Below are 20,998 nucleotides of genomic sequence, written 5' to 3'. Positions count from 1 at the left end.
TAGCCAAAAATAACCGTCAACGTTTTTTTGATTTTATGATATAATATCCTTTTTTCTTTTCTACAACCTCAACTTCAGAAAATACTTCTTCTAGTTTTTTTAGCGCAGACGGTGCACCTTGTTTCTTTTGAATAACAATCCAAAGCTCTCCATCTGGAACTAAATACTCCACAGCTTTTTCTAAAATCTCATGTACGATATCTTTACCCGCACGAATTGGAGGGTTAGATAGAATAGCAGCATACTTACCATCTACATTTTCATAGACGCTACTTTGAAAAATACGTATATTCTCGATTTTGTTATTAGCGGCGTTTTCTTTCGCAAGCCCAAGTGCCCTCTCGTTCACATCCACCATGTGAACTTCACGACCTTGAAACTCTTTCGCTAACGACAAACCAATAGGACCGTATCCGCAACCTACGTCTAATATATCACCTTTAATATCTGGCATTTGAAACGCTTCAATTAAAAGACGGGAACCAAAGTCCACTTCGTTTTTCGAGAACACCCCATGGTCAGATAAGAAAGTGAATCGAGATCCACGAAGGGCAAACTCCCATCGCTTACGATCACTTTTACTAGAAGGGTCGTTAGAAAAATAATGGTCTGCCATATGGCCACCTCTTTTCTTTACAGTTAAAAAAAAAGCTCGCATGAGAGCGAGCTTTTTTTAAAGCATCAAAAGTTAATTACTTAACTTCTACAGCAGCGCCAACTTCTTCAAGTTTAGCTTTGATTTCTTCAGCTTCTTCTTTAGCAGCAGCTTCTTTGATTACTTTTGGAGTGTTGTCAACTAATTCTTTAGCTTCTTTTAAGCCAAGACCAGTGATTTCACGAACAACTTTGATAACTTTGATTTTTTGTGCACCAGCGCTAGTTAGTTCCACATCAAATTCAGTTTTCTCAGCAGCAGCTTCTCCAGCGCCACCAGCAACAGCTACAGGAGCAGCAGCAGTTACGCCGAATTCTTCCTCGATAGCTTTTACTAAGTCGTTAAGTTCTAATACAGTCATAGATTTAACTGCTTCAATGATTTGTTCTTTAGTCATTGTAAATATCCTCCCTTAAATAGGTTTGTATTGTTTTATCGATAATACGTAATTATCTTTTAAAAAATTAAGCGCCTTGCTCTTCCTTTTGGTCTGCAACTGCTTTAGTAGCAAGTGCAAGGTTACGGATTGGAGCTTGAAGAACGCTAAGAAGCATAGAAAGTAAGCCTTCACGTGATGGAAGAGTAGCGATTGCTTTAACCTCATCAAGTGTTACAAGTTTACCTTCGATTACGCCCGCTTTAATTTCTAAAGCTTCATGATCTTTAGCGAAGTCGTTTAATACTTTCGCAGGAGCAACTACATCCTCGTTACTGAACGCGATTGCGTTTGGTCCTGTTAAGAATTCATTTAACTCAGCCATTTCAGCAGATTCTGCAGCACGACGAGTTAGAGAGTTTTTGTAAACTTTGAACTCAACGCCAGCTTCACGTAATTGCTTACGTAATTCTGTTGCTTCAGAAACTGTTAAACCACGGTAGTCAACAACGATTGTAGATTTACTAGCGCGAAGTTTGTCCGCGATTTCAGTTACAACTTGTTGTTTAGTTTCGATTACTTTGCTCATGTTATTACACCTCCTGTAGATTATATAGAAGATGTACCGAAAGTGCACTAAAAACCTCCATGCCCAACTTGTAGACATGGAGGCATATAGTCACAGAAAAAAGATTCCGCTTCGTATATTAACACCTAGGTAGGAAATTAAGTCTATTGACACCTACTGTCTACGGTACACTAATTAAATTCACAACATAAATGATTATATTAAAACTTCTTTATGAAGTCAACTTCCAAAATTTACGCTAATGTAGAAACGTCTACACGTACGCCAGGTCCCATTGTAGAAGCAACTGTTACGTTCTTCATGTAAGTACCTTTTGCAGCAGCTGGCTTAACTTTTTGTAAAGTGTCAGCAATTGTTTTGAAGTTTTCTACTAATTTAGCATCTTCGAAAGATACTTTACCGATTGGAACGTGGATGTTACCAGCTTTATCAACGCGGTATTCAACTTTACCAGCTTTGATTTCGTTAACAGCTTTAGTTACATCGAAAGTAACTGTTCCAGTTTTAGGGTTTGGCATTAAACCTTTAGGTCCTAATACGCGACCAAGTTTACCAACTTCACCCATCATGTCAGGAGTTGCTACTACTACATCGAAATCGAACCAACCTTGTTGGATTTTACCGATGTAATCAGTATCGCCTACGAAGTCAGCTCCAGCAGCTTCAGCTTCTTTAGCTTTTTCACCTTTAGCAAATACTAATACACGTTGTACTTTACCAGTACCGTGTGGAAGAACAACTGCACCACGGATTTGTTGGTCAGCTTTCTTAGGGTCAACACCTAAACGGAATGCAGCTTCTACAGTTGCATCAAATTTAGCTGTGTTTGTTTTCTTTACTAATTCTACTGCTTCTGTTGCAGAGTAAGCAGCTGCACGATCAACAAGCTTTGCAGCTTCTACGTACTTTTTACCTCTTTTAGCCATTTTTATTTCCTCCTCGAATGTGGTTTTAGCGGAATAACCTCCCACGTTTACGCCTGTTTTCAGGTATAACCTGAGGATGAGCGCCATCCATTTATTTAAAAACGATAATCATTTACGATAATAAAGGTTGCGAATTGGAATTCCAGACCCGCAACCTTTTTTAAAAACAAATCGAATTAGTCTTCGATAACGATGCCCATACTGCGTGCAGTACCTTCAACCATACGCATTGCAGCTTCTACGCTAGCAGCGTTTAGGTCAGGCATTTTAGTTTCAGCGATTTCGCGTACTTTATCACGCTTAACAGTTGCCACTTTATTACGGTTTGGTTCACCAGAACCAGACTCAATACCAGCTACTTTCTTAAGAAGAACAGCAGCAGGAGGAGTTTTAGTAATGAAAGTGAATGAACGGTCCTCAAATACCGTAATTTCAACAGGGATGATAAGACCAGCTTGATCTGCTGTACGAGCGTTAAACTCTTTACAGAAGCCCATGATGTTAACACCTGCTTGTCCTAATGCTGGACCAACTGGTGGAGCTGGGTTAGCTTTACCTGCAGGAATTTGAAGCTTTACCATTTTAATTACCTTTTTAGCCACGAGACACACCTCCTTAAGTCCGTGATGTGGTCAATTGGACAGTGATTTGCCCTCCCACGTCATATTTTATCTGTAAGGATAAAATCTTTCAAAAAACGTCTCCGATAACGAAGACGTACTGACTTAAAAGATATTATCACTTTTTACAATTCATTTCAAGTTTCATTTTATAATTTTTCAATTTGATGGAAGTCAAGTTCAACTGGAGTCTCGCGACCAAACATATCCACAAGCACGCTAACCTTTTTCTTCTCCACATCAATTTCTTCAATAGCACCTGTATAATCTGCGAATGGCCCCTCATTTACACGTACTGTCTCATGAAGTTCAAAGTCGAAATCAACCACTTCGTTGTCCATTCCCATATGTTTCATAATGGTAACAACTTCCTCTTCTAATAGAGGTGATGGTTTAGATCCAGAACCAGAAGAACCAACGAACCCAGTTACACCCGGCGTGTTACGTACAACATACCAAGAGTCATCAGTCATGATTAATTCTACTAATACATAACCTGGGAACACTTTTCTTTTCATTAATTTTTCTTTTCCGTTTTTCATTTCTACTTCTACTTCTTCCGGGACAACAACACGGAAAATTTTATCTTGCATACCCATTGATTCTACACGTTTCTCTAGGTTTGCTTTTACTTTATTTTCATATCCAGAATAAGTATGGACAACATACCAACTTTTTTCCATTCATTTAGGACGAGCGTCCTTCCCTCCCTGACGTACATTTTTTTGCGCAAATGAAAAAACCCGTTCACCGGGCTTTTACACAGTTCTTATAAATAACATTATATCATGGATAAGTGCTTCTTATTCAAGAATTAACCAAGAATTAACCGAATTAAAGAAGAAATGCCCATATCAACTACTGCGAAGAAAATCGCAAAGAACACAACTGTAGCAACAACAGTCGCTGTTGAGCGGAGTAATTCATCTTTTTTAGGCCAACTTACTTTTTTCATTTCGCGACCTACATCGCCGAAAAAGTTCGTTAAACGCATCTGCGGGACCTCCAGTGTATTATTTCAATTATTTATTTTGTTTCCTTGTGAACTGTATGCTGATTGCATGTTTTACAAAACTTTTTTATTTCAAGTCGCTCTATTGAGCTCGTATCTTTCATAGTAGAGTAGTTTCGATTTTTACACTCTTCACATGAGAGTACAACTTTTTTCCTCATTAGTTACACCAACCTTGTAACATTATGTCCCTAAAAATGTATCATACAATAAAAGACAATGTCAATGACATGCATTTTGTACTCTCTACAAAAGAAAACAGGTAATTTATTTTACACCTGCAGCACTTGTTACTTCTTATGAATTTAAAGTTGTACTTTCTCTCATTTCCATATATCGTTCCAATTTCCTCTTTACTCTTTGTAAAGCGTTATCAATAGATTTCACATGCCTGTTTAACTGTTCTGAAATCTCTTGATAAGAACGACCATCTAAATATAAAGAAAGCACTTTTCTTTCTAAATCGCTTAATAATTCAGATATTTTTGATTCTATGTCTGTATATTCTTCCTGGCTAATGATCATCTCTTCAGGATCAGTCACCTTCGCTTCAGAAATAACATCCAATAACGTTCGATCAGATTCCTCATCGTAAATCGGCTTATCTAAAGACACATACGAATTTAAAGGAATATGTTTTTGTCTTGTTGCCGTTTTAATAGCGGTAATAATTTGTCGAGTGATACATAGTTCAGCAAATGCTTTGAATGAAGACAGCTTGTCCTCTTTATAATCACGAATTGCTTTAAACAACCCTATCATACCTTCTTGAACAATGTCTTCTCGATCGGCACCCACTAAAAAGTAAGATCTTGATTTCGCACGAACAAAGTTCTTATACTTGTGAATTAAATATTCTAGAGCGTCAGTATTACCTTTTCGAACTAACTCAACGATTGCCTCATCCTCTAAATCACGAAATGTAACGTCGCCTATACTTACGAAGCCTGCTTCCACCTTGATCCCTCCGACCGCTATTTATTTAGCAATATTATACAGTAAAAAGATAAAGAGCGTCAATGCTTCAACGCTCTCCTCTTCTTAATTTTTCTAATTTTTCTGTAATATCCTTACTAAATATCTTTCGCATGGCGGGCTGCTGTTCTTTCGCGTCTTTTGTACGCCTTCTTACTTGTTGTTCCATCGCTTGTACTTCCAACTCTAATTCACGCGCAGATTTTCGAAGGGCACCTTGCGCAAATATAACCCATTGTTCTGTATAATCAGAAGTCGCAACATATATTTGTGTATTTATATTTCTAAGCTCTATCGCAAGTTGCTCTATCTTTTCGTCTGCAGTTTGATTCTTTCGTGTGAATATTACTTCTACACGAGATTGTTTCATCTTTTTTTCAATACCATGGACTGTATAGGCATCAAAGACTATCATCACTTTTGTGCCTGTATAACCTTGATAATCCGCCATCTTATCAATAAGCGCATCTCTTGATGATTGTAAATCTACATCCCGCAGTTTCTTCAAATCTCCCCAAGCTCCGATAATGTTGTAGCCGTCAACGATTAAAATATCGTTCATTTTTTATTTACCAATTTCGTGACGTTTACGATATACCTCATACATTAACAAACTTGCGGCTACTGAAGCATTTAAGGATGTAACTTTACCAACCATCGGTAGAGTGATTAAGAAATCACACTTTTCACCAATAATACGACTCATACCTTTTCCTTCACTACCAATTACTAATCCAATCGGCATTGTACCATCTAAATTACGGTAATCCGTTTTCCCTTTGGCATCTGTACCAGCAATCCAAAGTCCACGCTCTTTTAATTCATCAATTGTACGAGATAAGTTTGTTACGCGCGCAACAGGAATGTATTCAATCGCTCCTGTTGATGCTTTCGCAACTGATGCGGTAAGTCCCACAGCTCTTCTCTTCGGAATAATAATTCCATGAGCTCCTGTTGCATCAGCAGTACGCATAATAGAACCTAGGTTATGCGGATCTTCAATCTCATCTAAAATCAAGAAGAACGGATCTTCATTACGTTTTTCTGCCACTTTGAATAAATCTTCTAACTCTGCATACTGATATGCAGCTACTTGAGCAATTACACCTTGATGATTACCCTCAACTAATTGATCTAACTTTTTCTTTGGTGCATGTTGTAAAATAATCTTATTTTCTTTCGCTAACGCTAGTACAATTTGTACTTGTCCTTTGGCAGCACCTTCTGCGATCCAAATTTTATTAATATCTCTCCCTGATCTTAACGCTTCAATTACAGGGTTACGTCCGATAATATATTCACTAGTCATGATGATGTGCCCCCTTCCTTTTCTTCTAAAACTGCAATTGCCTTATATACAATTTCGTCTAATCTTTCACGATTATTTAATAAATGATGATAACCAATTAGTGCTTCAAAGGCTGTACTATGTCGATATGTTTGTACATCCGTATTTTTCGGAACTGTACCTGAATTTGCATTACGCCCTCTTCTTAATACCGCCTCTTCTTCCTCTGTCAAAAATGCCGTCTCTAATAAATGATAAACAACTTTCGCCTGTGCTTTTGCTGAAACAAAGCTCGTCCCTAAGCGATGTAATTGATTAGGGCGAACTTTTCCTTTTTGAAGGAGGTGATAGCGGATATATTGTTCATATACCGCATCACCCATATACGCTAACGCCAAGCTGTTTAATTGCTTTGCATCAATCATCCTTATCCTCTTTTCCATCTTGTACCTTGAGCGGTATCTTCTAAAATAATATTACGTTCTTTTAAATCGTCACGAATTTGATCAGACAATGCGAAATCGCGATTTTTACGAGCTTCAATGCGCTTTTGGATAAGCTCTTCAATTTCTTCATCCAGTAATTCTTCTTTTGATAATTCTAATCCTAAAATATCAAATAACGTTTCCAGTTGTTTTACGTATGCTTCAATCACAACTTTAGATGTATGTTCTTCAAGTAAATATTGATTTGCATGATTTGCTACGTTGTATAATTCGGTAATTGCATTTGCAGTGTTAAAGTCATCATTCATTGCCTCTTCAAATGCAGTCTGGAATTTCTCTATTTCAGCTAACCATTTCTCATTATGGTCCGTTAAATCCGTACTACTCTCCATACGATGCTTTAAGTTTCCATAAGCTGTTTTAATTCTTTCCAGTCCATTATTCGTACTTTGTAATAACTCTTCACTAAAGTTAATCGGGTGACGATAGTGTACTGATAACATAAAGAATCTAATTAACTGCGGGTCGTATTGCTTAATAATATCGTGAACTAAAATAAAGTTACCCAGCGATTTAGACATCTTCTCATTGTTAATATTAATATATCCATTATGCATCCAGTAACGTGCAAACGTTTTTCCAGTCAATGCCTCTGACTGCGCAATTTCATTTTCATGATGCGGGAACGCCAAGTCTTGCCCACCAGCATGAATGTCAATTGTATCCCCTAAGTACTTACGCGCCATTGCTGAGCATTCAATATGCCATCCTGGACGTCCTTGCCCCCAAGGGCTTTCCCAGAAGATTTCTCCTTCTTTCGCAGCTTTCCATAAAGCAAAATCAAGAGGGTCTTGTTTCTTTTCCCCTACCTCAATACGAGCACCGTGACGTAAATCTGCGATTGGTTGATGTGATAATTTACCGTAACCTTCGAATTCCTTCGTCTTAAAGTACACATCACCCTCTGATTCATATGCATACCCTTTATTCACAAGTTCTTGAATAAATTCAATAATGATATCCATATTTTCTGTTACACGAGGATGAACTGTTGCGTGTTTGCAACCTAGTGCTGTTACATCTTCAAAGTACGCTTCAACAAAACGATCAGCAATCGTTGGTACATCTTCACCTAATTCATTTGCCGCTTTAATTAATTTATCATCTACGTCCGTAAAGTTAGATACATATTGCACATCGTATCCTTTGTATTCTAAATAACGACGCACTGTATCGAATACCATAGGAGGTCTTGCATTCCCAATATGAATGTAGTTATAAACTGTAGGTCCGCATACATACATCTTTACCTTATTTTCTTCTAATGGAACAAACTCTTCTTTTTGACGTGTTAACGTATTATAAATGTGAATAGTCATTTTTATCCTTCCTTTCTACCTTTAATTCCAATTGTTTCTTCAATTTATCAAGTTCTACTTCCATAGCCTTTAATTTATCAAAAATCGGATCTGGAAGGTCAGAGTGATTTAATTCTTGACCAATCTTTACTCCATTTTGAATAACGACACGGCCAGGTATACCTACAACTGTAGAATGTGCAGGAACTTCTTTTAATACGACAGACCCTGCTCCGATTTTAGAATTCTCTCCCACAGTAATAGATCCAAGAACTTTAGCACCCGTCGCAATTAATACATTATCCTGAATTGTTGGGTGCCTCTTCCCTTTTTCTTTTCCTGTACCACCTAATGTAACCCCTTGATAAATCGTTACATTATCACCAATTTCACAAGTTTCTCCAATTACAACTCCCATTCCATGATCTATAAAAAAGCGTCGACCAATAGTTGCTCCTGGATGGATCTCAATGCCAGTAAAAAAGCGGCTCACTTGTGAAACAAAACGTGCAAGAAAGAAAAAATTTCTTTTATAAAAAGCATGTGCAATTCGATGGGCCCAAACTGCATGTAATCCAGAGTAAGTTAAAATGACTTCGAAATAACCTCTTGCCGCTGGATCCTGTTCAAAAACGACTTCAATATCTTCCCGAAGCCTCTTAAACATCGGTGTTCCCTCCCCTTTATGGGCTGCTTTTTTGTCGAACGAACTAACTCCCCTAACTCATCACTTCTCCCCTAATTCTTTATATAAGGAGATAAATTCTATATTCATACCTATTTACACGGTATAAAAAAAAAGGCGTCTCTGTCATATTGACAGAGACGCCTTTTAAGCGCGGTTCCACTCTGTTTAGGCTTAAAAAAGCCTCAAACTCATCCATGATAACGGTGTACACCGCTTCTGCTTACTTTGCGGCCTAAGACATCCCACGAAGCAATTCGCTGTTCAGCAGAAGACTCGAAGGGGCATTTCAAAAATCCGCTTATAAACCACTCCCAGCCTAAAGGTGGTTCTCTCTGTAAAAAGCCTGATTTTCTACTTCTCCTTCTCGTCGCTTTTCCTTATTAGGTTTTAGGTATACTTATTATATTTCTAAACCTAGAAAATGTTAACCAATTACTTTTTGAAGACGATTTAAAACTTTTTCTTTTCCAAGAAGTGCAATAGCATTCGGAAGCTCTGGACCATGCGTTTGTCCTGTCGTTGCAACACGGATTGGCATAAATAAATTTTTACCTTTATGTCCTGTTTCCTTTTGAACTGCTTTAATCGCTGCCTTAATTGCTGCTGGCTCCATTGCTTCTAGAGCTTCTATTTGACCAGCAAATGCACGAAGTACTTCAGGTACTTGTTCACCATTTAATACTTCTTGTCCTTCTTCTTCATAATCAACATGATCTTTAAAGAACATTTCAGAAAGCTCTACAATTTCAGCTCCAAAACTCATTTGTTCATGGTATAAAGCAATTACATCACGAATCCAAGCTTGGTCTTGTTCGCTTAAAGTTTCTCCCACACGTCCAGCTTTCACTAAATGCGGTAAGCTTAACTCTACAACCGTATCTAAATCTTGCTTTTTCATATACTGGTTGTTCATCCATTTTAGTTTTTGAGAATCAAATAATGCAGGTGATTTTGATAAACGAGCTGCATCGAACATTTTGATAAACTCATCTTTAGAGAAGATTTCTTCTTCTCCTACCGGAGACCAACCTAGTAGTGCAATAAAGTTAAAGATTGCTTCTGGAAGATACCCAAGCTCTTTATATTGCTCAATAAATTGAATAATAGATTCATCACGCTTACTTAACTTTTTACGACTTTCATTAACAATTAGAGTCATATGACCGAATTGTGGAATATCCCAGCCGAAAGCTTCATAAATCATCATTTGTTTCGGTGTATTTGAAATATGATCATCACCACGAAGTACATGTGTAATTTCCATTAGATGATCATCTACTGCTACTGCAAAGTTATAAGTTGGAATTCCATCTTTTTTCACAATAACAAAATCACCGAAATCATTTGAATGGAACGCAACTTCATCTTTTACAATATCTTTGAATGTGTAGTCACGATCAGCTGGTACACGGAAACGAATACTTGGAATACGTCCCTCAGCTTCAAATTCTTTCACTTGTTCTTCAGTTAATTCACGGTGGTTACCTGCGTAACGAGGTGTTTCACCGCGAGCGATTTGTCCTTCACGCTCTGCTTCTAGCTCTTCTTCTGTCATATAACATTTATAAGCTAGACCACGCTCTAATAAATCTTCATATAATTTTTTATAAATATCTAAACGCTCTGTTTGGCGATATGGTCCAAATTCACCACCAACATCAACACCTTCATCCCAGTCCATACCGAGCCATTTCAAGTATTTTAATTGGCTTTCTTCTCCACCAGCCACGTTACGTTTTACATCAGTATCTTCAATACGAATAATAAATTTGCCATCTAAATGACGAGCAAATAAATAATTAAATAATGCCGTACGCGCATTTCCGATATGTAAGTGTCCTGTTGGACTTGGCGCGTAGCGCACTCTCACTTGCTTTTCCATAATTGGTACACCTTCCATTCTTAATGTCAACACATTCTATAATTGTACACCAAAAAAATGTGATTATCCATCTTACGAATTAAAAACCATTATTTTTTCTGTAATAAAACAACCGCTTGAGAAGCAATCCCTTCTTCTCTACCTGTAAATCCTAATTTTTCTGTTGTTGTTGCCTTTACATTAATGTTATTGATAGACGTTTCTAACAGTTCACTAATGCGCTTACGCATGCTCTCAATATGTGGTGCCATTTTTGGTTTTTGAGCAATAATTGTACAATCTAAATTTCCTAACTCGTAACCTTGTTCACGCACAAATTCCCAAACTTTTTGTAACAATACAGCTGAATCTGCATCTTTAAAAGCTGGGTCTGTATCAGGAAAATGCTTTCCGATATCTCCTGCTGCAATCGCACCTAAACATGCATCAGCAATCGTATGTAACAATACATCTGCATCTGAATGACCAATTAATCCTTTCTCGTGTGGAATTGTAATTCCACCGATAATCAACGGACGCCCTTCCGCAAATTCATGTACATCAAAACCTTGTCCAATTCGAAACATCCTTACTTCCTCCTTAAGCTAAACTACTGAGCTTTATGACTCTATATTATATCGCTATCCTTATAAAGAAAAGCCCGGCTGTTGCCGAGCTTTTCTTTATTAACACATCATCAACGTTATTTCTTCTGAACACGAAGGAAACTTTCAGCAATTAGTAGATCTTCCGGAGTCGTCACTTTAATATTATAGTAACTCCCCTCCACTACACCAACTTGCTTCCCAACGCGTTCTACGAGACTTGCATCATCTGTGCCAAGAAAACAACTTTGCTTTGCGCTTCTATGAGCTTCTAGCAAAAGAGAAACAGAGAATCCTTGTGGTGTTTGTACAGCGTTAAGTTGAGACCGCTCTACCGTTTCTACAACAACACCCTGCTCTACTTTCTTAACAGTATCTTTTACTGGCACTGCACAAATGGAAGCTCCATATTTTTCTGCTGCAGTTAATACATCGCGAATCACTTTATTCGTTACGAACGGGCGCGCCCCGTCATGAACAAGAACATATTCGACACCACTCGCATACTGAAGTGCGTTATATACGCTATCTTGTCTTTCGGCTCCACCCTGAATAAATTGTACCTGCTTTTCAATCTGGTACTTCTGCATCAACTCTTCAAAATACGGGCGTTCTTCTTCGTTAATTGCCATAATAATACTTTTGCACGCTTTATCTTTTTCAAAAGCACGCAATGTGTGCACAATAATTGGTACTTCATCTATAAGTAAAAATAACTTATTTTTACCAGCACCCATTCGTTTCCCTTGGCCCGCTGCCGGAATAATTAATGTATACATATTAATAATCCTCTACTTATAATGCTTTTTCTAGCAATTTACGTTTTGCGAAAATCATACGACCAGCCGATGTTTGTAATACGCTAGTAACAAGTACATCAAGTTGTGAACCCACATACTCTCTACCATCTTCTACTACAATCATCGTACCATCATCTAAGTATGCAACACCTTGATTCTGTTCTTTACCATCTTTCACAACATAAACACTTAATTCTTCACCAGGGAGTACGACTGGTTTAATCGCATTAGCTAAATCATTAATGTTTAACACCGTAACCCCTTGTAATTCAGAAACTTTGTTTAAATTGAAATCGTTTGTTACTACAGTTCCACCAGTGATTTTTGCCAACTTTACAAGCTTGCTATCTACTTCTTGGATATCATCGAAATCGCCTTCATAAATTTCTACCGGAATTGGCATCTCCTTTTGAATACGATTTAAAATGTCTAGCCCTCTGCGGCCACGATTACGCTTTAAAGCATCTGAAGAATCGGCAATATGCTGAAGCTCTTCTAATACGAATTGCGGAATGACAATTGTTCCTTCTAAAAACTTTGTTTGGCAAATATCTGCAATACGTCCGTCAATAATTACACTCGTATCAAGAATTTTCCAATGAGTCGTAGATTTTTCTGCTTCGACCTCTACCTCTTCATTCTCACTATTGTTTTTCTTCTTACCTCCGCGTTGGGGTAATGTAAATAATCCTAGCAATTCATTCCTCTTTTTAAACCCTACTTGGAATCCTAAATATCCAAGTAAAAGGGTGAAGAACACTTGCAACACCGTACTAATAACTGGAATTGTAAATTCACGAATTGGTATCAAAATTAAATATGCAACAATAAGACCAGAGATTAATCCTAATGTACCAAATAAAACATCTGCTACAGGCGCCTTTACAAGAGCCTCTTCAATATGCTTAATAAGTTGAACAATATAATCTACAAGCCAAAATGTTGTTAAAAATAAAATAATTGCACCAATAATTGCACGAACATACGATCCTTCCAACAAAGGAACCGCACCGATATCTAATACATTAATAATTTTTGGGATTAAGTAAATCCCTAACGCTCCCCCGATCACTAAAAAGAAGAGCTGTACAATCCGTTTTAACATCCAACCACCTCCTACTCATTATTAACCATTGTTTCGCTAATCAAAACGCCGAATGCAAAAGCGGACGTGTTTTTTTGTAAATAGTTTTATTTACCAATATATCATATCATATACCAAAAATGTTCTAGTGTCGTTATATTATAGAATCAATGTAATATTCTTAATTGTGTCTACTCATATAGAGATGCTCTTGAATTCTTTTTAGACCTTCTCGTATTTTCTTCGCTCTCACTTCTCCAATTCCTTCCACATCATCCAATTCATTAATAGTTGCTCGGCAAACACCTTGCAATGTTTTAAATCGATTAATTAAATTCTCGATAATAAGTGGCGGAACACGAGAAATCTTGCTTGTGATTCGGTACCCTCTAGGTGTCACACTTTCTTCTAAACTTGTTTGTCCTGGATACCCAAGTAATTTAACTAAATCACTATCCTCTAAAAGTTGTGTATTTGCAAGATCTTGTAACTTTTTCAAGATTTGATGATGGTCTTGTGTTTTCTCCTGGTGATAATCTTTAATTAACAATGCTGCCTCTGCCTCTAAATCAGCTAGTAATTCTGTAAGCTGTAAACGAATTAACCTACCTTCTGTTCCTAGCTCATGAATATAGCTCAATATTTCATTTTTTATACGCAGCACCATTTCAACACTATGTAAAACGTGAACCACCTCGGACATTGTAACGACCTCTTCAAATTCTAGAATACCCAAATTCGTAATGCCGTCATTCCATACAGCCTTATATTTTTCTAGCGTTTGAATTGCTTGATTTGCCTTCGTTAAAATGACACCTATATCTTTTAGTGTATAACGTAAGTTCCCTTGATATAGCGTAATTACATTACGTCTTTGTGAAATGGCCACAACAAGGCTGCCCGTCTGCTTTGCTACACGCTCTGCTGTTCGGTGACGCATACCTGTTTCAATAGAATCAATAGATGAATCCGGAACTAACTGTGCGTTTGCAATTAAAATTTTACTTCCAGTTTCATTTAAAATAAGTGCTCCATCCATTTTTGCTAATTCATATAAACTAGCAGGAGAGAATGCGCAATTAATATGAAAACCACCATCAACAATGCTTTTAATCTGCTCATTATACCCAAGAACAATTAGTCCCCCTGTTTGTGCACGAAGTACATTATCTATCCCTTCGCGCAGTGGTGTTCCCGGGGCCACGAGCTGTAAAATATTAATTATACTTTTGACACGTTGCTTATTTTCTTCCATAGCCTAGCCTCCTAATGTCAAACGAAGCGCTTCTCCTAAATTAGAAACACCTACAACCTCAATCCCCTCTGGAATTGTCCACCCCCCTAAATTTTTTCTAGGAATGATAGCACGTTGAAATCCTAATTTAGCTGCTTCTTGTACACGTTGTTCGATTCTTGATACTCTTCTTATTTCTCCAGTTAATCCAACTTCTCCTATTACCGCATCAGTTGGTGCCGTAGATTTATCTCTAAAACTTGAAGCTATACTTAAGGCAACAGCTAAATCAATTGCCGGTTCATCTAATTTCAAACCACCAGCTACTTTTAAATACGCATCTTGATTTTGTAATAGTAAACCTGTTCTTTTCTCTAGTACCGCCATAATAAGCGAGACACGATTATGATCAATTCCTGTCGCCATTCTTCGAGGATTTCCAAAACTAGTAGGGGAAATTAATGCCTGTATTTCTACTAAAACTGGTCTTGTTCCTTCCATTGAGGCAACTACTGTTGAACCTGCAACTCCAACTGGTCTTTCCTCAAGGAAAATTTCAGAAGGATTTAAGACTTCTGCAAGGCCAAGTTCTTTCATTTCAAAGATACCCATTTCATTCGTAGAACCAAAACGATTCTTTACAGCTCGTAAAATACGATATGTATGGTGTCGATCTCCTTCAAAGTAAAGAACTGCATCGACCATATGTTCTAACATACGCGGCCCCGCAATTGCACCTTCTTTTGTCACATGTCCTACGATGAAAATTGGGATTCCCTTTGTTTTTGCAAGTTTCATTAATTCTGCTGTACATTCACGTACTTGCGCCACGCTACCAGGAGCTGATGTCACCTCAGGTAAATGTATCGTTTGAATAGAATCAATAACAACAAAAGCAGGATTCATCTCTTCAATATGTGCTGCAATACGCTGTAAATCTGTCTCTGATACAACAAATAGATTACTACCATTTACATGTAAACGATCTGCACGAAGTTTAATCTGCTTTGCTGACTCCTCACCTGATATATACAATACATCATATGAAGCATCTGCTAATTGCGAGGAAATCTGTAATAATAACGTTGATTTTCCAATCCCAGGGTCCCCACCAATAAGTACTAAAGATCCATCTACAATTCCGCCACCTAGTACACGGTTAAACTCCTGAAATTTTGTTTCAATACGTGCCTCAGACTTTGTTTCTACTTCTGTAAGACGTCTTGGTTTTGTTACTTCTGTTTGAATTGCATTTGCATAATTTAGGCGTCTGGATGATACAACGGGTTCCATCTCTTCAACAAGCGAATTCCATTGACCACACCCTGGACATTTACCCATATATTTTGGTGATTGATAACCACACTCTTGACATGTGAATTTTGTTTTCTTTTTAGCCATATCTTTTTATATTTCACTTCGCTTTCATCTATAAACATTTGACCTTCTCGTACAAGAAAGAGGGCTATCTCGTAGCCCTCTTAGTTTGTCTATACTTATTTTACCTTTTCAGCACTATGAATGACAAATGTTTCCCCTTCTACATCAAAGATAACTTTTTGTCCTTTCTCAATAGCACCTTTTAAAAGTTCTTCCGATAGTCTATCTTCTACATGCTTCTGAATTGCTCTACGTAGTGGACGAGCACCATATTCACGATCAAACCCTTTATCAGCAATAGCTGCAATCGCCCCTTCTGTTAATTGCAATTCAATTTCTTGTTCTTTTAAGCGATTCACTAACTGATTTACCATAAGAGTCACAATTTCTTGAATATGTTTTTTCTCAAGCATATGGAATACGATAATTTCATCAATACGGTTTAAGAATTCTGGACGAAATGCCTTTTTCAGCTCATCCATTACTTTACCTTTCATATCCGAATAATCACGGCTTTCATCTTGTACGTTAAATCCAAGATGTTTGTTACGTTTTAACGCCTCAGCACCAACGTTAGACGTCATAATAACAATCGTATTACGGAAGTCAACTGTACGTCCTTTAGAATCAGTTAAACGACCATCTTCCAATACCTGTAGTAAAATATTAAATACATCAGGATGCGCCTTCTCTACTTCATCTAATAGGACAACTGAATACGGCTTACGACGAACCTTCTCTGTTAATTGTCCGCCTTCTTCATACCCAACATATCCTGGAGGAGAACCAACTAAGCGAGAAGTTGAATGTTTCTCCATATACTCAGACATATCAATGCGAATCATTGCATCCTCATCACCGAACATAGATTCTGCCAATGCTCTTGCTAATTCTGTTTTACCTACACCTGTTGGTCCTAAGAAAATAAATGAACCAATTGGACGTTTCGGATCTTTCAGTCCTGCTCTTGCACGACGAACAGCTTTCGCTACAGCCACTACCGCTTCATCCTGGCCGATGACACGATCATGAAGAATGGATTCTAAGTTTAATAATTTATCAGTCTCTGTTTGTGCAAGTTTAGAAACAGGGATACGTGTCCATGTAGAAACGACATTTGCAATATCTTCTACCGTAACCTCTGAATTTTCTTTTCCTTGTTGTTCTTTCCACTGACGCTTTGTATCTTCCAATTTCTCACGTAAGCGTTGTTCCATATCACGTAAGGAAGCAGCCTTTTCAAACTCTTGACTTTGTACAGCCGCATCTTTTTCTTTTCGAATTTCCTCAAGATTCACTTCAAGCTCTTTTAAGTTTGGTGGTGTTGTATAAGAACGTAAGCGAACCTTTGAAGCAGCTTCATCAATTAAATCAATTGCTTTATCTGGTAAGAAACGATCCGTAATATAACGATCAGAAAGTTTCACAGCTGCATCAATTGCATCATCTGTAATAGACACACGGTGATGGGCCTCATAACGATCGCGTAAACCTTTCAAGATTTGAGTTGATTCTTCTAGACTCGGCTCATCAACATGAATTGGCTGGAAACGTCTCTCTAAAGCTGCATCCTTTTCAATATATTTACGATACTCATCTAAAGTTGTCGCACCAATACATTGTAATTCTCCGCGTGCTAAAGATGGTTTTAAAATATTTGATGCATCGATTGCACCTTCTGCTCCACCTGCACCGATTAATGTATGAAGTTCATCAATAAATAGAATAATATTCCCTGCTTGACGTATTTCATCCATTACTTTCTTTAAACGATCTTCAAACTCACCACGATATTTCGTCCCAGCTACCACTGTTCCCATATCTAGTGTCATAACACGCTTATCTCTTAACGTTTCAGGAACTTCATTATTTACGATTTGCTGTGCTAACCCTTCAGCAATTGCTGTTTTACCTACACCAGGCTCTCCAATTAACACTGGATTGTTTTTTGTTCTACGGCTTAACACTTCAATTACACGTTGAATTTCTTTACTACGTCCAATAACAGGATCCAAACGATTCTCACGTGCAACAACTGTTAAGTCGCGCGCTAAACTGTCTAGTGTCGGTGTATTGGCATTTGTCGATGAACCACCTTGGTGACCTGAACTTGCCTCGTTACTTCCAAGAAGTTGTAACACTTGTTGTCTTGCTTTGTTAAGGCTGACGCCTAAATTATTTAAAACACGTGCCGCTACACCTTCACCTTCACGGATTAAGCCAAGTAAAATATGTTCTGTTCCAACGTAAGAATGTCCTAGCTTACGCGCTTCATCCATAGACAATTCAATAACTTTTTTAGCACGAGGTGTATAATGTACAGTTTGAGAAGCTTCTGTTCCACGTCCAATTAACGCTTCTACCTCTTTTTGCACTTTCTCCGGGCTCAATCCAAGAGCAATTAACGCTTTTGCTGCAATTCCTTCACCTTCGCGTACAAGCCCAAGTAAAATATGTTCTGTTCCAATATTATTATGCCCAATGCGAATTGCTTCCTCTTGAGATAAAGCTAATACTTTCTGTGCTCTTTCTGTAAATCTTCCAAACATCATAGAAATCGCCTCCTACTTGCGCTTAGTTTTTTTCAATACGTAATCGCTCACGGATTAAGGTTGCTCTTCGATAATCTCTTTCTTCTGGTCCTAAAGGTCCTCCTGCGTATTGTTGTAAAATACCTGGTTGCGTAAGAACCATTAGCTCAGTCAAAATATTTCTCGATATACCTTTTATATATCCTAGATCAATACCAAGTCGTACATCCGATAAGCAAGTTGCCGCTTCTGCAGATTGAATTAAACGACTATTTGCTAGTATACCGTAAGAACGATAAACCTTATCTTCAAGCTCAATACTCGAATTTTGTACAATTAATTCTCTGGCCAATTTTTCTTGTTGTATAATTTGCTGCATGACACTCTTTAAATCTGCAATAATATCTTCTTCGGATTTCCCTAGCGTCATTTGATTTGATACTTGAAATATATTACCTAACGCTTCGCTACCTTCACCGTATATTCCTCTTACTACTAAACCTAATTTTTGAATTACTTGTATAATACGGCTAATTCTTTTTGTTAAAACCAGCCCTGGTAAATGAATCATTACAGAAGCTCTTAATCCTGTACCAACGTTAGTAGGACAACTCGTAATATATCCAAGTGATTCATCAAAAGCATATTCAACCTCTTTCTCAATCCAATTATCTATTTGATTGGCGCTTTGAAGCGCCTTTGATAACTGTAGTCCTGGAAATAGGCACTGAATCCTAATGTGGTCTTCCTCATTAAGCATCACACTAATGTGTTCGCTTTCTGATAACAGACATGCTCCATATTCAGTCCCTGCTAGATTTGGACTAATTAAATGCTTTTCGACTAAAACTCTCCTTTGAAGAGGCGTTAATTCATTCATTTTTAATAGTCCAAACTTCCCAAAGGGCTCTACCGCTTTATTTATAAATTTCTTTTTAAATAATTCTTGAACCTTTTGAGCTTCCTCTTCGTTTTGCATAGTAGAAAATTGATATTGCTTAAAATTACGAGCCAAACGAATTCGACTACTTAAAACAATATCAGAATCAGGGCCATCCCCCTTCATCCATGGACTAATCGCTTCATTCATAATTTTGTCCAGTGACATAGAACTACTCCCCCTCTCTATGCTCACTAAGCTGAGTTTCAAGCCCTCGAATTTCATCTCTTACCTCAGCAGCTTTCTCAAACTCCTCATTCTGTACATATTGTTTCAGAATAAGTTTTAGTTCATCTAATTCTTTCTTTAAGTGGATATTTCCTTCCATTCGTTCCGGAATTTTTCCACAATGTTCTGTATGTCCACCATGAAGTCGCTTTAACAATGGGTTTAAGTGTCCTTTAAATGTATCGTAACAAGAAGCACAACCAAAGCGTCCCACCTTTGTAAAATGTTCATATGTCATCTTACAACCTGGACATCTTACTGTATTTGTATTTGAAAACCCGTTTTTTCCTTCTCCAAACATTGTTGATTCACCGTGTAATAAACCAGCAAATACATCATGAAATGAAAAGTTAGACTGTGATGATTGAAAGAAAGGCGTATAGCCACTTTGCTCCGCACATTGCTCACAAAGATGAACTTCCGCCTTCTTCTCGTTGATTACTTTTGTATAATGTAAAGTTGCTGGTCTTATATTACAGTTTTGACAAGTCATCAATATCCCCACCTTTACAACAGGAACGATCTACCTCATGATACTTTTCATACATTACTAGATTGTCCTCTTTCCTTAATCCATTTAGATAAAAGTACATGCTCTTTTTCAAAACTTCTACAATATTTAACTGCCCTATCTTAATTATCATTCTTTTACAAAAGCTGTATTTATTTATATTTCAGTGTTCTTAACATTGCGCATAATATTCGAGCCCTAAGTTCATCTCGAGAAGGAATATCCATTGATAATACAGAACGATCTAGTACACTTAACATTAGTTTTGCTTCACGGCCTGTTATGATTCCCTCTTCTAATAAACGTATAATCATACTCTCTGCATTCCCTTGTGCAACGCTATGATCAATCATATGAAGCATTTGATCAATAATGTCTATATCATCATGCAGTTTGACTTTTATAATGCGAATGTAACCTCCTCCACCACGTTTACTTTCTACTACAAATCCTCTTTCTAATGTAAAACGGGTATTGATTACATAATTGATTTGAGATGGTACGCACTCGAATCGATCCGCAATCTCATTTCTTTTGATTTCAATCACATTATTATTACTTAAGTCAATAACTTGCTTTAGATATTGCTCAATGATATCAGATATATTTCTCATTTATCCGCCACCTTTATTGACTTTGACTATCTTTGACTTTAATTATATACGTATTAATAAAATTTGCAACTCTTTTGCTTATTCACTATCCTAGCCACATTCCCCTGCATTTAATCAAAATAGTAATTATTTAAGCACATTTTTTTAATTACTATGGATTATAAAAGAAAACACGAAAAAACACGAGTCATTTGACTCGTGTTTAGTTGCTTGGCGACGTCCTACTCTCACAGGGACAAGGTCCCAACTACCATCGGCGCTAGAGAGCTTAACTTCC

At 37.4% G+C, this 20,998-nt stretch carries 24 protein-coding genes and 2 other annotated features; all 24 genes read right to left on the bottom strand.

All coding sequences use genetic code 11. The features are described from left to right. Positions 1-16 precede the first annotated feature (16 nt). Positions 17-616, bottom strand: coding sequence for a class I SAM-dependent methyltransferase (locus tag QO049_RS24580; protein ID WP_000763262.1), 600 nt, complete (start codon positions 614-616; stop codon positions 17-19). A 76-nt stretch (positions 617-692) separates the two neighbouring features. Next, positions 693-1,052, bottom strand: coding sequence for a 50S ribosomal protein L7/L12 (gene rplL / locus QO049_RS24575; protein WP_000159736.1), 360 nt, complete (start codon positions 1,050-1,052; stop codon positions 693-695). Positions 1,053-1,119: 67 nt separating this feature from the next. Continuing rightward, the gene (rplJ, locus tag QO049_RS24570; protein WP_000048716.1) at positions 1,120-1,620 is read right to left on the bottom strand and encodes a 50S ribosomal protein L10; all 501 of its coding nucleotides are present in this window, start codon (positions 1,618-1,620) and stop codon (positions 1,120-1,122) included. Between the two features lie 39 nt (positions 1,621-1,659). Then, positions 1,660-1,804: a sequence feature (ribosomal protein L10 leader region), on the bottom strand. A 49-nt stretch (positions 1,805-1,853) separates the two neighbouring features. Further along, positions 1,854-2,546, bottom strand: a complete 693-nt coding sequence (rplA, locus tag QO049_RS24565) for a 50S ribosomal protein L1 (RefSeq protein WP_001987630.1) — start codon at positions 2,544-2,546, stop codon at positions 1,854-1,856. 176 nt (positions 2,547-2,722) lie between these two features. Further along, entirely contained in the window at positions 2,723-3,148 is a 426-nt protein-coding gene (gene rplK, locus QO049_RS24560) for a 50S ribosomal protein L11 (protein ID WP_001085872.1), read from the bottom strand. A gap of 167 nt (positions 3,149-3,315) precedes the next feature. Then, positions 3,316-3,849, bottom strand: coding sequence for a transcription termination/antitermination protein NusG (gene nusG / locus QO049_RS24555; RefSeq protein WP_000415794.1), 534 nt, complete (start codon positions 3,847-3,849; stop codon positions 3,316-3,318). 131 nt (positions 3,850-3,980) lie between these two features. Further along, positions 3,981-4,160: a preprotein translocase subunit SecE gene (gene secE / locus QO049_RS24550; RefSeq protein WP_001241323.1), complete on the bottom strand. Its 180-nt coding sequence runs from the start codon at positions 4,158-4,160 to the stop codon at positions 3,981-3,983. Positions 4,161-4,192: 32 nt separating this feature from the next. Then, positions 4,193-4,339, bottom strand: coding sequence for a 50S ribosomal protein L33 (gene rpmG / locus QO049_RS24545; protein WP_014481927.1), 147 nt, complete (start codon positions 4,337-4,339; stop codon positions 4,193-4,195). A 136-nt stretch (positions 4,340-4,475) separates the two neighbouring features. Next, complete coding sequence (locus QO049_RS24540) at positions 4,476-5,135, bottom strand: RNA polymerase factor sigma-70 (RefSeq protein WP_000387193.1); 660 nt, start codon at positions 5,133-5,135, stop codon at positions 4,476-4,478. Between the two features lie 67 nt (positions 5,136-5,202). Next, positions 5,203-5,715: an NYN domain-containing protein gene (locus tag QO049_RS24535; protein WP_000997880.1), complete on the bottom strand. Its 513-nt coding sequence runs from the start codon at positions 5,713-5,715 to the stop codon at positions 5,203-5,205. Between the two features lie 3 nt (positions 5,716-5,718). Continuing rightward, a complete protein-coding gene (rlmB, locus tag QO049_RS24530; RefSeq protein WP_000200237.1) occupies positions 5,719-6,462 on the bottom strand; it encodes a 23S rRNA (guanosine(2251)-2'-O)-methyltransferase RlmB in 744 nt (247 codons plus the stop codon). Beyond that, positions 6,459-6,866 carry a Mini-ribonuclease 3 gene (locus QO049_RS24525; protein WP_000564261.1) on the bottom strand — a complete coding sequence of 136 codons (408 nt, stop codon included), beginning with the start codon at positions 6,864-6,866 and terminating at the stop codon, positions 6,459-6,461. Before QO049_RS24525 ends, rlmB begins: the two co-directional genes overlap by 4 nt. Positions 6,867-6,868: 2 nt before the next feature. Next, positions 6,869-8,266, bottom strand: coding sequence for a cysteine--tRNA ligase (gene cysS, locus QO049_RS24520; RefSeq protein WP_000152276.1), 1,398 nt, complete (start codon positions 8,264-8,266; stop codon positions 6,869-6,871). Further along, positions 8,247-8,912 carry a serine O-acetyltransferase gene (gene cysE, locus QO049_RS24515; RefSeq protein ID WP_000476497.1) on the bottom strand — a complete coding sequence of 222 codons (666 nt, stop codon included), beginning with the start codon at positions 8,910-8,912 and terminating at the stop codon, positions 8,247-8,249. The genes cysS and cysE overlap by 20 nt, the downstream gene beginning before the upstream one ends. Positions 8,913-9,063: 151 nt before the next feature. Beyond that, positions 9,064-9,310: a binding site (T-box leader), on the bottom strand. A 47-nt stretch (positions 9,311-9,357) separates the two neighbouring features. Then, positions 9,358-10,815 carry a glutamate--tRNA ligase gene (gene gltX / locus QO049_RS24510; RefSeq protein ID WP_000415143.1) on the bottom strand — a complete coding sequence of 486 codons (1,458 nt, stop codon included), beginning with the start codon at positions 10,813-10,815 and terminating at the stop codon, positions 9,358-9,360. 89 nt (positions 10,816-10,904) lie between these two features. Continuing rightward, complete coding sequence (ispF, locus tag QO049_RS24505; RefSeq protein WP_000488388.1) at positions 10,905-11,381, bottom strand: 2-C-methyl-D-erythritol 2,4-cyclodiphosphate synthase; 477 nt, start codon at positions 11,379-11,381, stop codon at positions 10,905-10,907. Between the two features lie 116 nt (positions 11,382-11,497). After that, a complete protein-coding gene (gene ispD / locus QO049_RS24500) occupies positions 11,498-12,178 on the bottom strand; it encodes a 2-C-methyl-D-erythritol 4-phosphate cytidylyltransferase (RefSeq protein WP_000288286.1) in 681 nt (226 codons plus the stop codon). 16 nt (positions 12,179-12,194) lie between these two features. Next, positions 12,195-13,304 carry a PIN/TRAM domain-containing protein gene (locus QO049_RS24495; RefSeq protein WP_000919677.1) on the bottom strand — a complete coding sequence of 370 codons (1,110 nt, stop codon included), beginning with the start codon at positions 13,302-13,304 and terminating at the stop codon, positions 12,195-12,197. A gap of 160 nt (positions 13,305-13,464) precedes the next feature. Further along, on the bottom strand, positions 13,465-14,538 hold the full coding sequence (gene disA, locus QO049_RS24490) for a DNA integrity scanning diadenylate cyclase DisA (protein WP_000392158.1): 1,074 nt from the start codon (positions 14,536-14,538) through the stop codon (positions 13,465-13,467). A 3-nt stretch (positions 14,539-14,541) separates the two neighbouring features. Beyond that, positions 14,542-15,918, bottom strand: coding sequence for a DNA repair protein RadA (radA, locus tag QO049_RS24485; protein ID WP_001085202.1), 1,377 nt, complete (start codon positions 15,916-15,918; stop codon positions 14,542-14,544). A 95-nt stretch (positions 15,919-16,013) separates the two neighbouring features. Further along, entirely contained in the window at positions 16,014-18,449 is a 2,436-nt protein-coding gene (clpC, locus tag QO049_RS24480; RefSeq protein ID WP_000971187.1) for an ATP-dependent protease ATP-binding subunit ClpC, read from the bottom strand. Between the two features lie 22 nt (positions 18,450-18,471). After that, complete coding sequence (gene mcsB / locus QO049_RS24475) at positions 18,472-19,536, bottom strand: protein-arginine kinase McsB (protein WP_000050842.1); 1,065 nt, start codon at positions 19,534-19,536, stop codon at positions 18,472-18,474. Between the two features lie 4 nt (positions 19,537-19,540). Next, positions 19,541-20,089 carry a protein-arginine kinase activator protein McsA gene (gene mcsA / locus QO049_RS24470; protein WP_097814229.1) on the bottom strand — a complete coding sequence of 183 codons (549 nt, stop codon included), beginning with the start codon at positions 20,087-20,089 and terminating at the stop codon, positions 19,541-19,543. A gap of 170 nt (positions 20,090-20,259) precedes the next feature. Then, the gene (gene ctsR / locus QO049_RS24465; protein WP_001244565.1) at positions 20,260-20,721 is read right to left on the bottom strand and encodes a transcriptional regulator CtsR; all 462 of its coding nucleotides are present in this window, start codon (positions 20,719-20,721) and stop codon (positions 20,260-20,262) included. Positions 20,722-20,998 lie beyond the last annotated feature (277 nt).

It is taken from the genome of Bacillus sp. RB3 (assembly GCF_030164735.1).
GTDB lineage: Bacteria > Bacillota > Bacilli > Bacillales > Bacillaceae_G > Bacillus_A > Bacillus_A cereus.
The sequence above is the reverse complement of the archived record's forward strand: the minus strand, read 5'-3'. Positions and strand labels throughout refer to the sequence as shown.